This is a genomic window from Alkanindiges illinoisensis (genome assembly GCF_004377485.1).
Taxonomy (GTDB): Bacteria; Pseudomonadota; Gammaproteobacteria; order Pseudomonadales; family Moraxellaceae; genus Alkanindiges; species Alkanindiges illinoisensis_A.
The window spans coordinates 25,149-38,469 of record NZ_SNTY01000047.1; the positions used below are offsets into that span (position 1 = coordinate 25,149).

Sequence of the window (13,321 nt, forward strand, 5' to 3'; positions counted from 1 at the left end):
AGTAGCTCGGAGCACAGCATGGATAAAGCCCTGCAACCCGTTCACTCCCGGTGCCAGCATGATCAACACGCTTACCAGCAGCACCATTACCAGCAACATGGCTATCTAGTGTTGCCGCAACTGTTAAATCCACTGCAAATTAGCCAGCTTCACCAAAGTGTTGAACCCATTTATACGAAATGGCTGGAACAAAACCAACCTAATCCGGGTTTTGATCAACGGGTGAATATGCATTCACTGACCTTGCCCAAGTATTTTGCAGGGCAGCCTGAACAGCGACTGGCATTTTTTCAGCAGTTGTCCTGCAAGGTTTTGGTTGATACTTTAAAAGCAGTGTTTGGCGAAGAGTTGTATTTTCACAATACCCAACTATTTTTTAACCCTGCTGATCCACAAAAACACAACTACTGGCACCGTGACCTGCAATACAGCCCCATTCCTGAGGTGCAGCAACAGCAGGCACATGCTGAACTGACTTCACTGCATGTACGTATTCCACTACGGGATGAAACCGGGATTGAGCTGATTCCGCGTAGCCATCAGCAGTGGGATTCAGACCTCGAAAGCAAGGTCCGTTTTGCCAAAGATGGCTACCAGCAGCACGATGATTTACCACACAGCCAGCTTATTAGCTTAAAGCAGGGTGATGTGCTGGTGTTTAATGCCCAAATGATTCATCGTGGCCGCTATGATTTTAATGCCGAGCGGCTGGCACTGGATCTTTGCATTGGCACACCGCATCCACTGATTCAGGGCTTTCGGGATAGCGCAGTACAGCCCACAATGGATGAACTGGCGCAGATTAAGAATAGGGAATGGTTTATGGAAGCGAAGAAGTTGGAATAGAAAGCTGATTAAAACTGACCTTCACAAGGTTCACCATCATTATCGCCATCCATCTTTGTACCCGGACAGTGATTAATAAAAAAGACTGCTTCTTCGTACGAGTGCATTTGACTGCAATGCTGACGACCATCACAGGTGAACTGGCTTGGTTGAGCTGCTACAGCTTGAGTTGATGTAGAAAGAGATGAAGTTTCAGGTTGGGAAAGTTTTGAAGGGGTAACCAGAGTAGGTTCCTGCTGCGCCAATTGATAGCGCTGATATTTTCCATAAATAGTATAAATAATGCCAATGACTACAAGTATCCCGATCAGGAGTGACACAAGACTCGATACGTTACCTGTTGTTGGGGTTCTCTTTGTATTAGAGTTTATCTTGACCTTTGATTTGTGTGTTATCGGCGTAATATCAAGCCTCTCAATATATGCTGCTTGAGGTTTTCCCAATTGCCCTGTGGTAATCTCATAACGAATTTTTTCACCAATACGCGGTGTGACGCTATCTTTTGGAAAGGCACTAATGTGAATGAAGATATCTTTGCCTCCGTCATCAGGGCGAATGAAACCAAAGCCCTTTTCAGGGTTCCATTGTTTTAATATGCCTTGCTGACGCATCGTCTTTCTCATTAAATATTTAAATATAGTATTTTAAAATAAATTAAGGCTGTCCTGTGGCTAAGTTTGAGTCATAAAAAAGCCCCAACCATTGTTGAGGCCTTTTTCATATCCGAATTACATATTCGGATATGAGGTACGACTAGCAAAGCATTACTTTGCCGTACCGCAAGAACAATCCTACATATTTGGATACTAATTACATGTTGGGGTAATTAGGACCACCACCACCTTCTGGAGTTACCCAGGTGATGTTTTGTGATGGGTCTTTAATATCACAGGTCTTGCAGTGTACACAGTTGGCCGCGTTAATCTGGAAGCGTGGCTGGTCTTTGTTGGCACCGCCATCGTTCACAATTTCATACACGCCAGCCGGGCAGTAACGCTGTGCAGGCTCAGCCCATTTCGGCAGGTTCACTTCAACCGGAATATTCGGATCAGTCAGTTTCAGGTGCGCTGGCTGATTTTCTTCATGCACGGTGTTGGAAATAAACACAGACGACAAACGGTCAAAGCTGATTTTACCATCAGGCTTTGGATAGTTGGGCTTGTGGTTGTTTTCCTGAACAGTTTGCAAAGACTTATAGTCCGGCATCAGGTCACGCAGCGTGAACGGAATGCGGAAAATATTCTGATCAATAAAGTTAAAGCCGCCGCCCACAAATGTACCAAACTTGTGCATGGCCGCACCAAAGTTACGGGACTTGAACAGCTCTTCACGCAACCAGCTATTGTTGAACTTGTCGGTGTAGGCAGTGACTTCATCACCAGAACGACCTGCCGCCAAGGCTTCAAATACTGCTTCGGCGCACAGCATGCCGGATTTCATGGCAGTGTGAGAGCCTTTGATTTTGGCAAAGTTCAGGAAGCCTGCATCATCACCAATCAGGCAGCCGCCCGGAAAGGTCAGTTTAGGCAGGGCATTTAAGCCACCTTTGACTACGGCACGCGCACCGTAGGAAACACGCTTGCCGCCTTCCAGATATTGCTTGATAACGGGATGGTGTTTCCAGCGCTGCATTTCTTCAAACGGATAGGCATGCGGGTTTTTATAGGACAGATCCATGATCATGCCCAGTGTCACCTGATTGTTTTCAGCATGATACAACCACCAGCCGCCACTGGAACCAGTTTCAGTCAATGGCCAGCCTGCACCGTGCATGACCAGACCTGGCTTGTGCTTGGCAGGATCAATGTCCCACAGTTCTTTAATGCCAATACCGTAATGCTGTGGATCAGAATCCTTGCACAAATCAAACCGGCTCATCAGGCGCTTGCCCAGGTGGCCACGGCAGCCTTCAGCAAAAATAGTGTATTTGGCCAGCAGTTCATAGCCGGGTGCAAAGTTATGGGTTGGCTGACCATCCTTGCCAATACCCATGTCACCCGTTACCACGCCACGCACACTGCCATCTTCATGGTACAGCACGTCAGCCGCAGCAAAGCCCGGGAAAATGGACACTTCCATTTCTTCGGCTTTCTGACCCAGCCAGCGCACCACGTTGCCAAGGCTAACCACATAGTTGCCAGGGTTGTGCATGGTTTTTGGCACGAAGAAATGCGGCATTTCCACGCTTTTTTCATCAGACAGCAGGAAATAGGTTTTGTCTTCAGTCACCGGAACATTCAGCGGCGCACCCTGTTCTTTCCAGTCCGGAAACAGCTCATTCATTGCACGCGGTTCCAGAACGGCACCTGATAAAATGTGAGCACCGACTTCGGAACCTTTCTCTACCACACAAACCGATAGTTCAGGCATGTTTTTTTCAATTGCCAACTGGCGCAGGCGAATGGCAGCAGACAGACCAGCAGGCCCTGCGCCCACGATGACCACGTCAAACTCCATCGCTTCGCGTTCGATGTGTTCCATGAAGGACTCCTCACATGATAAGGGTGGCAACCGTGAGATGCTCAATAAATGCCAAGCATGATCCGGAGCTGCCATGAGATATAGTGAGACACAAAAAAGGTGTGTCTTAAATATTGTCCTATAGTATAAAGTTATTCACGGGTTTAAGCCAATTGGCAATGCGTTGATTATTTAGTGTCAACTTGGACATATTAGACAATGAATGAAGTAAATCACCCTCAAACTCCATCAGAACAGCCGTCAGTTGACCCACAGCACAAGCACGTTGCAGCGGGTGACAGCCTTAGCAAAATCGCGGCTTTACTCAAAAATTATGACGGACAGGACAAGCGTCCTATCCCACCGCTTGAGCAATGGGATCCGCAATTTTGTGGAAGTATGAACTTGACAGTCAAAGCCAATGGCGAATGGTGGCATGAAGGTTCGAAAATCAACCGGGAACGGCTGATCCGGCTATTTTCCACTGTGCTATGGCGTGAAGATGATGGCCAGTATTATCTAAAAACGCCGGTTGAAAAGTTGCTGATTGAGGTAGAGGATGCTCCTTTGCTGGTCACCCGCATTGAAAAGGTCTGCACCGATGGTAAGGATTATCTCACCTGCATTACCCAAACCGATGATGTGGTGGTGATTGATGAGCAGCATCCGGTATTCTTGCGGGAGTATGCGGGCGAAATACGGCCCTATATCAATGTACGCTGGAATCTGGATGCCCTGATTCATCGCAATGCTTTTTACCATTTGCTGAATGAAGGTGAGTTTCTGGAGCAGGATGGCCAGACTGTTGTAAAATTCAGCAGCGGTGATTTTGAGTTTTGCTTAAATAGTGAGGCGCTGGCAGAATAGCGCAAATGCTTAATGGCCTGACGGGTTAGTAGCTGGATCTCTGGTACAGCTTTGATCTTGATTTAAGAGGAGATTAAAGCAAACCGTCGAAGTATTCAGTGACTTGCCAAACAAAATAGTCCTGATCAATTGCTGGCTTGTATCCAGTTTCCTTAACGTGCAAATGCTGCGCCTATGAAGTCTACGCTTACCGATTTTTCATCTCCTGCCGTTGCTGTCAATCCCTTAGAGCGCAGCGCAGCTCCCATTGGTGTGTTCGATTCTGGTATGGGTGGCTTGTCCATTGTGCAGGAGTTGCAGGCTTATTTGCCGCAGGAATCCATTATATATCTGGCCGACACCAAGCATGTGCCGTATGGCGAACGCAGTGATGATGAAATCTGTCAGCTCACCACACAGGCGGTGCAATGGTTGCATGCGCAGGGCTGCAAGGCGGTGGTGATCGCCTGCAATACTGCTTCTGCTTTTAGCCTGACGCCATTGCGTGAACACTACGGGCCGGGCTTCCCAATTATTGGGCTGGTACCAGCGGTTAAGCCTGCCGTGCTAAAAAGTCGCTCAAAGGTGGTAGGTGTGCTGGCAACGCCGGGAACCCTGCGTGGTAGTCTGCTCAAGGATGTGATTGCTGAGGTTGCGGTTCCTGCACAGGTACAGGTCTTGACAGCGGTCAGTCCGGCACTTGTGCCTTTTGTCGAGCAGGGCGAACAGGACAGCAAGGCCTGCCAGCAGGAATTGGAGCGGATTTTGCGGCCATTGCAACAAGCCGGGGCAGATCATCTGGTATTGGGCTGTACCCATTATCCATTTTTAAAAAACAGCATCCGTGCGGTATTTGGGGAACAGTTTGTACTGGTGGATTCTGGGCTGGCGGTTGCACGGCAAACCGGACGGGTACTTACTGACCAGCGGTTAAATAATGGGCAGATGCAGACGGCTGGCACTGAAATTGAAAGTGCAAAGCAGCCGGTAGTTAAGTTACAATGCTATGTGACCGGAAATGCGAATACTGCGCAACCGGTACTCAACAGTTTAATAAAATCGTTTTCACCTGTTTTCATCTCAGTGCAGCAGGCAGATATTGAATTCATGGCCGCCAGTTGCGTCGCGCAGCATTGAGCGGTAGACTGCCCAGCATTAAGGAAGTAAGCATAAATTGCTTGTAAATACCGCTATTGGGATGAAAGTGACCATTTTTGCAAGGAACTTGCAGTATAATGTGATGAATATCACGTGCTAACGCGGTATGCACTGATGGGTGATTTAGCAAGGATGTCGTTATGATTGACAAACGCTATCATGTTTTTATCTGTACCTCTGGTGTAGATATGCAAGCTGAACGCGTTGTATTGTCACAGGCGCTTGTCAGTCAGGGTTTTTTTTCTTGGGGTCTGGAACAGCGTACACCGCTCACCACGGCATTTGCCCGCCGCCAGATTGATGACTGTGATTATTTTGTGCTGCTGCTGGGCGGGTGCTACGGCGACCTGTCTGCGTCTGGTGTTAGCTATATGCACCTTGAGTACATTTATGCAGTGACCAAGCAAAAACCAATTCTGGTGCTGATGCATGAAGCGCCGGACAGCCGTGCGCCAGAATTACAGGAAAAAACCGGCGAAGGGAAATCCAAGTTCAGTGATTTTCGCCAGCAGCTCCAGCGTGAGCGCGATGTGGTGGTAAGCTACCGCAACATGCGTGATCTGGAAATGGCAGTGCGCCATGCCATGCCGCAAATGATTGAGCGTTATCCTTCCGCTGGCTGGATTCGTCCGCAAAATACCCAGAAACTTCAGGAAGAAGTTGACCAGTTGCGCCAGAAAATTGCCCAGCTGGAACTTAAAAATAATGTGTTTCGTGAAGAAGCCATCCAGATTCCGCGTGTCCATCCGGATGAGCTGTTTTCCTTTGATTATAAAGTACATGCTTATCAGGATGGCAATTTCAAGGAGCTGCGTCCCCAGCGCAAAATGAAGTGGGGGGAAATTCTTGCAGTGCTGGGTCCCGGGTTTAGTCCGGCAGCGCCTGAAGAAAACTTTTCCCGCGTCATTAACGAGTTTTTAAACCAGACCTCGCTGGGAGACGTGCGCCAAGTCATGCCGCGTGCACACGCCACTGCCCGTAGCCAGATCAACATCCGGGCGTTGCATACCATCAAGATGCAGCTCAAACATAACAACTGGATTGTGCCTTCCGGGCGTGATAATCGTCAGCGCTTGCTTTGGGAACTGACCCCACAAGCTGAAAAAACCTTAATGACCATGAATCAGGGCAAAAAAGCCATTTAGCCAGAAACTTATAACCGACCAGTATTTTTATAATTAAATAGACTTTGTATTATTTGCCATTAAAGCTTTTGTAATTTTAGCGCAGCCTTGCTAAGTTTAGATGACTTATTCCAGACAAGTCATACTGTCCATGCCTGTTTCTACCAAGCCTGTACTCTCAACCTCTGTTTTATCCAGCGCTATAGCGTCCAGCGTTACAGTATCTAAGCCACGTGTGGCTGTTGTGCTTATGAATCTGGGCACGCCAGATGCGCCGACACCTGCCGCAGTTCGCAAGTTTTTAAAGCAGTTTTTGTCGGATCAGCGTGTGATTGAAATTCCCCGGTTACTATGGGCCATTATCCTCAACCTGTTTGTGCTGCCATTTCGGCCCAAGCGAGTGGCAAAAGCCTATGCCAGCATCTGGCAGGATGGAGATTCACCTATGCGGCTGATCCTGCAACAGCAGGTCGATTTGCTGGCCGAGCGCTTACAGCAGCGTTTTGCGCATGTGGATGTTCGGGTATTACCTGCCATGAGTTATGGTGCCCCCAGTACTTATGGTGCACTGGATCAAATCAGGCAGGCCGGGATTGAGCATGTGATTGTGCTGCCGTTGTTTCCCCAGTACTCCGCCACTTCCACAGGGGCAGCAATTGATGCGGTTAATCAATGGACTTCAAAGCAGCGGGATATGCTATCGATATGCGTTATCAAGGATTATTACCAGCACCCGCTGCTGATCAAGGCACTGGCGCAAACTGTGCGGGAATATCAACAGGAGCACGGTCAGCCAGACAAACTGCTGATGTCTTTTCATGGTATTCCAAAGCCGTACGCCGATAAGGGCGATCCTTATCCCGAGCGCTGCCACGTCACGGCCAGACTGGTAGCACAGGCACTAGGTTTGACTGATGAGCAGTGGGCCATTAGTTTTCAGTCCCGCTTTGGTAAGCAGGAATGGGTTAAGCCCTATACCAGTGATTTATTACAGCAATGGGCGGCAGAGGGGGTACGGGATATTCAGGTAATTAGCCCAGCATTTTCTGCGGATTGCCTGGAAACACTTGAGGAGCTAGCACTGGAAAACCAGCATATTTTTCTGCAAGCAGGCGGCAAATCGTATCATTACATTCCAGCGCTTAATGCCCATCCCGTGCATCTGGACATGATGGAAGCGCTCACTGCGCCATTGATTGAAGGATTCCTAAATTCAGGGATTGTATCTGGCACCGAGCCTGTGCATTGCGCTGCTCAGACCTCTAGCCCTGACCTTTAAGCGCTTATAAACCTGTTGCTGGTTAAGCCAGCACGCTGTTAAAACTGTTTTTTGTTAAGAAATTGACCTGTAGAGAGAAAAGATAGCCATGTTGCACTATCAAATTCTGACCGTAACGCCCTTTGCGCAAAACTGTACCCTGCTGTGGGATGATGAAAGCCGCGAAGCCGTGCTGATTGATGCAGGCGGGGAGGCGTCGCGGCTCAAGCAGGCCATTGAACAGTTGCAGCTTAAGCTGGTCGCCCTGTGGCTAACACACGGCCATCTGGATCATGCCGGGGCAGTGGGTGAGCTGGCACAGTATTATCAGGTACCAGTTATTGGCCCACATGCAGAAGATGCATTCTGGCTGGACGCGCTGGAGCAGCAGTCAAAGATGTTTGGCTTTCCCGTGCCACAGCCCGTGGTAGTCAGTCAGTGGCTAGAAGGAAATGAAACGTTGTATCTGGGCCAGTATCCAATTGAAGTACGGTTTACGCCCGGCCATACCCCAGGCCATGTGGTGTTATATAGCAAGGATTTAAATCTGGTATGGACTGGCGATGTGCTGTTTGCAGGTTCGATTGGCCGCACTGATTTTCCGCGTGGTAACCATGCGCAACTGATTGCTTCAATCCAACGCGAACTTTTTAGCCTGCCGGATGAAACCCGTTTTATTGCCGGTCATGGGCCAATGGGCACAATTGGGCAGGAAAAACGAACAAACCCGTTTTTGGCAGGCCGTGCGGGTTAATAGCATGTAACATTTTGTCATTAAATATTTTTTTACAGGTGATGTCGTTTTTAAAATTGTGTAAGTTACTGGTAATTCATCAAAAAACCTATACTCTAGGTTTATTAAAAATTTTTAAAATGTCATCTGACTGGAGTAATGAGATGAAACACCTGCTGATAAAAAAACTGTCGTTCAAACAACTAGTACTGGCTGCTGTGGCATCTGGTACTGTCATCCTAACTGGCTGCCAGACCAATCAAGCGATAGATACCAAGGTGCCAGTGGTCAAAAATGGCGAGGTTAAAGCAGTCAAGGTAAAACCCATTGCTAGTTTCCTGATTGAAATTTCACCGCGTAAAGCCTTGTGTGACAGCATCAACGGCGGCCAGATTGAATGCCTGCAATATCGCAACCGTTATGAAAACAACTTTAATCCGTTGAAAACCAATATTGAAGGCTTTAATTTTGAACCCGGCTATTCCTATATTCTTGATGTCAGACAGGATGTGATGCAAAATCCCGCTTCTGGCCAACTGGAAACCAAATGGGTACTTAACCAGATTATTTCTAAATCCGTTGCGCCTCTGGCCAATTAACCAGATTTATTTTGAAAATAAAGAAGGCTAAGAAAGCTAGCAGTTAAAAATTTATTAAGAAAAATGCTGTAAGTTAATATACTAAGGTGATGACTCCTGTTGGCAATGACAGGAGTTTTTTTATTGTCAGGACTTATTCGATAATATCTCAGCAAAACAGCATCTTAAATATTTTATGGATTAATCACTCAAATCATCGTCAGCCTTGGGCTCTGTATGTTCAGGTGCAGTGGGGCTGGCAATCTTGTAATCTTCATTGGCCCATGCTCCTAGGTCAATCAGTTTACAGCGCTCCGAGCAAAATGGCCGCGAGGGGTTGTCATGCCATAGGGATGGCTTTTTGCAGTGTGGGCATGGAAAGGTAACAGGCTTGGACATGATGCGTACAAGTTTTTGGTCATGGAAAACACTAGTGTAAAAGCTTGAGATTTTTTTGCAATGTGGAGTTCTGTACAATGTTCCTACCGCCTGTCAAAGTCTTGCTAGACTGTGCGCAATGATAAGCACTTATTTAGCTACGCTACTACAAGGTTTTGCTGCCATATTAAAGTTCAACATACTTATAAAACGTAGCTATACAATGTATCTGGCGCCTGTTTATAGCAAGACAAACCTGAACAGCACCATAGGGCAGGTCTAGGAAGAATTGAGGGTGGTGAGTAAATTTGCCGCTAAACTGTTTTAGGAAATTAACCATGTCTGCGCGTTTATTTCAGCCCCAATACCTGCAAGCGCCGCGCAATTTTGTGCTGCCGCAGTTTAGTCAGGCCATTTGCCTGGAAATCGGTGCAGGCATGGGTCGGCATGCGATTCTGTTTGCGGAGCAAAACCCTAACAAAATCTTGGTGGCGGTTGAACGCACCAGCGCAAAATTCAAGGTGTTTGCCGCACGCCAGCAGGATCACCAACTGGAAAATTTATATCCGGTACATGCCGATGCCATTCCGTGGGTGGTGCATGCCTTATTGCCACAAACGGTTGAGCAGTTATTTCTGCTATATCCCAATCCAGAACCGAAAAACCCGGCGCAGCGCTGGCTGAACATGCCATTTTTTGAATTTTTATTATCGCGCTTGCAGGACAATGCCCGCATTACCCTTGCCAGCAATATCCCGGCCTATCTGGATGAAGCAGCTAGCCAGCTTGAGCAGGTCTGGAAATTGCCTTTTGTGCGGCAGGCCATTGCACCTGATTCGGCACGTACCCATTTTGAGGTGAAATATCTGGCGCGTGGCGAGCCATGTGAAGAATTGATAATTACCAAGCCAGCCGGATATCAAACCCGTTTTGATAGTTATATCAGTCCTGTGGCGCGCTGTTGATATGCCTGAAAATACTTGTTCATCAAGCGACTTACCGATAGTCATTGTGGGTGCCGGGCCAGCCGGACTGATGGCAGCAGAAGTACTGGCTCAGGCTGGGCATAGGGTGCAGGTCTATGAGCAAAAGCCTTCGGCAGCACGCAAATTTTTGATGGCTGGGAAAACTGGCCTTAATATTAGCCATAATGAAGTCTTTGAGGCGTTTGTGCAGCGTTATGACCAGCCAGACTGGCTCAAACCCATGCTGGCGGCGTGTGATGCATGCTGGATTCAGGACTGGATGCAGGGTCTTGGTATTGAATCCTATGTTGGTAGTTCCGGGCGGATTTTTCCGGTAGAAATGAAAGCCGCACCCTTATTGCGTGCCTGGTTAAACCGGTTAAAAACACTGGGGGTAGAGTTTTTTTACCGTCATCGCTGGACAGGCTGGCAAGATCAGCAACTGGAGTTTTTGCATCATGATCAATTAATTACAGTACAAGCGAAAGCTGTGATTCTGGCCACTGGTGGCGGTAGCTGGGCAAGGTTGGGCAGTGATGCTGCATGGATTCCCTTATTGCAGGCGCAGAATGTAGACATCGTTCCGTTGCAGCCATCCAATGTGGGCGTAGTGGTCAACTGGTCGGACTTTATGCAGCCACTGGCTGGGCAACCCCTTAAGCGCATCAAGGCCTGGGTACAATCAGATAATAGTCAGGAACGCAGGGTTTATCAGGGTGAAGCCGTTATTAGTCATTACGGGCTGGAAGGCGGACTGATTTATCGCTTGAGTCGTGAATTGCGTCAGCAGTTTAATGCGTGCGAGTCTGCCTGTATTTATCTGGACTTGTTGCCAGATCTGGAGGAGGTTGTACTGGCACAAAAATTAAAGCCAGTTGCCAAGCAGTCACTAAATAATATCTGGCGCAAGGCTGGACTGGATCAAATCAAAGCAGCGTTGTTACGCGAAGTATTGGCCAAGGCAGACTGGCAAAATCCGCAATTGGTGGCAGCCATGGCAAAATGTTTACCTGTTCAGGTTAAGGGGTTTCGGCCTATTGATGAAGCCATTAGTACCGCAGGTGGGGTAAGCCGTACAGCACTGGATGAGCAATTAATGCTTAAGCATAAAATTGGTGTGTTTTGCTGCGGCGAAATGCTGGATTGGGATGCACCAACTGGTGGCTATTTGCTGACGGCCTGTTTTGCAACCGGACGGCAGGCAGCGCAGGGCGTGATGCACTGGCTTGCTCAGGGATAGCGCTAAAAATGAGTTAAAAAAAACGGCAGAACGATAAATTTTGCCGTTTTTTTAATAGGCTAGTTGGGCATAAAGCCCAAGAAACCAGCCTGGATTACGGTTTGTTGACTGACTGATTTTCGCTACTTACCACTTTTTCAGTCAATTCATCATCGCGCGTAGCATCTGTTGCAGGATCAGCCGCGCCGTGACCATCAAGTATATGCTTGTCGTTGTCATGTTCATGTGTGGTGCTGGCATGAATATGGTCTTCTGCACCTGTAGCCGGTTCATCTGCTGCTGTTGATGTGTTTTTCTCATCAATGAATTCGGCAGGATTATCGGCAATGTGATTGGCATTACTTTCAGCAATTTCCGATGCACTGGCTGAGGCTAAGCCACTTGCATTAATGTTCGCGGAAGATAAGCTATCCGCAGTATCCGCAGTATCCGCAGTATCCGCAGTATCCGCAGTATCCGCAGTAGATGATGACTGTGACGTTGCTGGTTCACTGCTAGCACTGGTTGTATTTTTTTCTTCAATAAAGGCCGCTGGATTATCAGCTACATGCTCGGCATTGGCTGCCGTGAGTTCGGCTGCACTGGAATTGGCACTACCACTGACATTAGCTGGATCAGCACTCGGCGTTGAATTTGTAATACCTGTACTGGTATCAGTAGTTAAATCAGCACTCTGCTCAGGCGTTTCCAGGCTGGTTTCGGTTTCTGAGCTAGCAGGCTCAGGTAAGGCGGTGCCATCAGTCACACTGTCATTATCGGTATAATAAGTGGTTTCAGTGGCCATGCTGCCTGAAGAACCCGGTGAAGGTGGAATGACCTGTTGTTTCACTGCTTCTGCTTCCCGTATGGCCTGTTCCGCTTTTTCATCCAGTCGGGCATCATCCAGCGTGGTTTGATTAGCCACTGTGGTTTCAGCAGTTGGCGCTACTACATCTGCTGCAGTTGACCCACTTTTGCTTGATCCGCTGTGCTGATCGACACTGCCATCGGCATCTTTAGGCGCACTGGGTTCGGCAAAGTTTTCGGTATTTTCGGACAGTTTGTCACTGGGTTCATTCACCAGTGGCGTCGCACCCGGCTGTGCATCTACGGGTTGCTGGCTGGCAGCTTCTGTTATCGCAATTTCCTCAAATTCGCTACCACCGTTTGCATATAGCTGGGCAGCCTGTGCATTAATATCATCAATATTGGCTTTTGGGGTTAATGCATGGCCTTCAAAATGTATCCCAGCCCAGCCATGATGTATAAACTGGCGAATATTCTGGTGATCTGTGCCGTCCGGATTGTCTTTCACGGCCTGATAATGCTCGGCAAACAGCGACAATGTATCAAGCTGGTTAAAATTATTCAGGTGCGCAAAACAAAACACCTTGCAACTGCCCTGATTTTCGCCGGCTGCATTTGTCTGTGAGCCATTTTGAAATGCGGTTGGTTCAAAATCATAACGGGCATCAATAAATTTCAGCACTTGCTTAAAATTGATTTTATGGTGTGCCAGGGCATTTAATAAAGCCGAATTGGGTGCGTACATTAGGGTTTCTCCTCAAAGCCAACCTTTTAATTTGATTATGTTTTCAAAAATTCTTTAGTATCAAACCGCAAAACCCGGCCCGAGTGTGTATTGGATTTGCAAACCAGTCCTGCGCTTTAGCAGCTTTCTGAACAGCAACAGTTAACTGAGGTAACTTGAGGTAATTTGATCAGCATTCAGTTGCAGATTATTGATCAGGTCATT

At 47.8% G+C, this 13,321-nt stretch carries 12 protein-coding genes and 1 pseudogene; 9 read left to right on the plus strand and 4 right to left on the minus strand.

Going from position 1 to position 13,321, the window contains the following annotated elements; translation table 11 throughout:
* Positions 1-18: 18 nt before the first annotated feature.
* Positions 19-846 carry a phytanoyl-CoA dioxygenase family protein gene (locus E2B99_RS10395; RefSeq protein WP_205669672.1) on the plus strand — a complete coding sequence of 276 codons (828 nt, stop codon included), beginning with the start codon at positions 19-21 and terminating at the stop codon, positions 844-846.
* 8 nt (positions 847-854) lie between these two features.
* Here E2B99_RS10395 and E2B99_RS15010 read toward each other — a convergent pair whose 3' ends face one another.
* Together E2B99_RS15010 and E2B99_RS10405 are read right to left on the minus strand one after the other, a co-directional pair.
* Positions 855-1,457, minus strand: a complete 603-nt coding sequence (locus tag E2B99_RS15010) for a cold shock domain-containing protein (protein ID WP_134244987.1) — start codon at positions 1,455-1,457, stop codon at positions 855-857.
* Positions 1,458-1,656: 199 nt separating this feature from the next.
* Positions 1,657-3,327: an electron transfer flavoprotein-ubiquinone oxidoreductase gene (locus tag E2B99_RS10405; RefSeq protein ID WP_134244882.1), complete on the minus strand. Its 1,671-nt coding sequence runs from the start codon at positions 3,325-3,327 to the stop codon at positions 1,657-1,659.
* A gap of 198 nt (positions 3,328-3,525) precedes the next feature.
* Between E2B99_RS10405 and E2B99_RS10410 the strand changes: the two genes are divergently transcribed.
* The 6 genes from E2B99_RS10410 to E2B99_RS10435 all read left to right on the plus strand — a co-directional run bounded on the left by E2B99_RS10410 (position 3,526) and on the right by E2B99_RS10435 (position 9,024).
* The gene (locus E2B99_RS10410) at positions 3,526-4,173 is read left to right on the plus strand and encodes a DUF1285 domain-containing protein (protein ID WP_134244883.1); all 648 of its coding nucleotides are present in this window, start codon (positions 3,526-3,528) and stop codon (positions 4,171-4,173) included.
* A 174-nt stretch (positions 4,174-4,347) separates the two neighbouring features.
* Positions 4,348-5,289: a glutamate racemase gene (gene murI, locus E2B99_RS10415; protein ID WP_134244884.1), complete on the plus strand. Its 942-nt coding sequence runs from the start codon at positions 4,348-4,350 to the stop codon at positions 5,287-5,289.
* Positions 5,290-5,450: 161 nt separating this feature from the next.
* The gene (locus E2B99_RS10420) at positions 5,451-6,455 is read left to right on the plus strand and encodes a DUF4062 domain-containing protein (protein WP_134244885.1); all 1,005 of its coding nucleotides are present in this window, start codon (positions 5,451-5,453) and stop codon (positions 6,453-6,455) included.
* Between the two features lie 100 nt (positions 6,456-6,555).
* Positions 6,556-7,713 (plus strand): ferrochelatase, encoded by a 1,158-nt coding sequence (hemH, locus tag E2B99_RS10425; RefSeq protein ID WP_276320937.1) that lies wholly within the window; start codon positions 6,556-6,558, stop codon positions 7,711-7,713.
* Positions 7,714-7,801: 88 nt separating this feature from the next.
* A complete protein-coding gene (locus E2B99_RS10430; protein WP_134244886.1) occupies positions 7,802-8,446 on the plus strand; it encodes an MBL fold metallo-hydrolase in 645 nt (214 codons plus the stop codon).
* Positions 8,447-8,589: 143 nt separating this feature from the next.
* Entirely contained in the window at positions 8,590-9,024 is a 435-nt protein-coding gene (locus E2B99_RS10435; protein WP_134244887.1) for a DUF4377 domain-containing protein, read from the plus strand.
* Positions 9,025-9,204: 180 nt separating this feature from the next.
* Here the strand turns inward: E2B99_RS10435 and E2B99_RS10440 are convergent, their stop codons facing one another.
* Entirely contained in the window at positions 9,205-9,402 is a 198-nt protein-coding gene (locus E2B99_RS10440; RefSeq protein ID WP_134244888.1) for a DNA gyrase inhibitor YacG, read from the minus strand.
* A 317-nt stretch (positions 9,403-9,719) separates the two neighbouring features.
* On the opposite strand from E2B99_RS10440, the gene E2B99_RS10445 reads away from it, so the two are divergent.
* Both E2B99_RS10445 and E2B99_RS10450 read left to right on the plus strand, forming a co-directional pair.
* Complete coding sequence (locus E2B99_RS10445) at positions 9,720-10,346, plus strand: DUF938 domain-containing protein (protein WP_134244889.1); 627 nt, start codon at positions 9,720-9,722, stop codon at positions 10,344-10,346.
* Between the two features lies 1 nt (position 10,347).
* Positions 10,348-11,586: a TIGR03862 family flavoprotein gene (locus E2B99_RS10450; RefSeq protein ID WP_134244890.1), complete on the plus strand. Its 1,239-nt coding sequence runs from the start codon at positions 10,348-10,350 to the stop codon at positions 11,584-11,586.
* Between the two features lie 1,192 nt (positions 11,587-12,778).
* Here E2B99_RS10450 and E2B99_RS14925 read toward each other — a convergent pair.
* Positions 12,779-13,117 (minus strand): annotated as a pseudogene (locus tag E2B99_RS14925) (HopJ type III effector protein); the annotation flags it as partial.
* Between the last annotated feature and the right edge of the window lie 204 nt (positions 13,118-13,321).

What these genes read in the sequence shown, in the direction of transcription:
- E2B99_RS10445 (WP_134244889.1), top strand. Translation starts at nt 9,720, where the DNA reads ATGTCTGCGCGTTTATTTCAGCCCCAATACCTGCAAGCGCCGCGCAAT.
- E2B99_RS10450 (WP_134244890.1), top strand. Translation starts at nt 10,348, where the DNA reads ATGCCTGAAAATACTTGTTCATCAAGCGACTTACCGATAGTCATTGTG.
- E2B99_RS10420 (WP_134244885.1), top strand. Translation starts at nt 5,451, where the DNA reads ATGATTGACAAACGCTATCATGTTTTTATCTGTACCTCTGGTGTAGAT.
- E2B99_RS15010 (WP_134244987.1), bottom strand. Translation starts at nt 1,457, where the DNA reads ATGCGTCAGCAAGGCATATTAAAACAATGGAACCCTGAAAAGGGCTTT.
- E2B99_RS10440 (WP_134244888.1), bottom strand. Translation starts at nt 9,402, where the DNA reads ATGTCCAAGCCTGTTACCTTTCCATGCCCACACTGCAAAAAGCCATCC.
- E2B99_RS10435 (WP_134244887.1), top strand. Translation starts at nt 8,590, where the DNA reads ATGAAACACCTGCTGATAAAAAAACTGTCGTTCAAACAACTAGTACTG.
- E2B99_RS10430 (WP_134244886.1), top strand. Translation starts at nt 7,802, where the DNA reads ATGTTGCACTATCAAATTCTGACCGTAACGCCCTTTGCGCAAAACTGT.
- E2B99_RS10410 (WP_134244883.1), top strand. Translation starts at nt 3,526, where the DNA reads ATGAATGAAGTAAATCACCCTCAAACTCCATCAGAACAGCCGTCAGTT.
- hemH (WP_276320937.1), top strand. Translation starts at nt 6,556, where the DNA reads ATGACTTATTCCAGACAAGTCATACTGTCCATGCCTGTTTCTACCAAG.
- E2B99_RS10395 (WP_205669672.1), top strand. Translation starts at nt 19, where the DNA reads ATGGATAAAGCCCTGCAACCCGTTCACTCCCGGTGCCAGCATGATCAA.
- E2B99_RS10405 (WP_134244882.1), bottom strand. Translation starts at nt 3,327, where the DNA reads ATGGAACACATCGAACGCGAAGCGATGGAGTTTGACGTGGTCATCGTG.
- murI (WP_134244884.1), top strand. Translation starts at nt 4,348, where the DNA reads ATGAAGTCTACGCTTACCGATTTTTCATCTCCTGCCGTTGCTGTCAAT.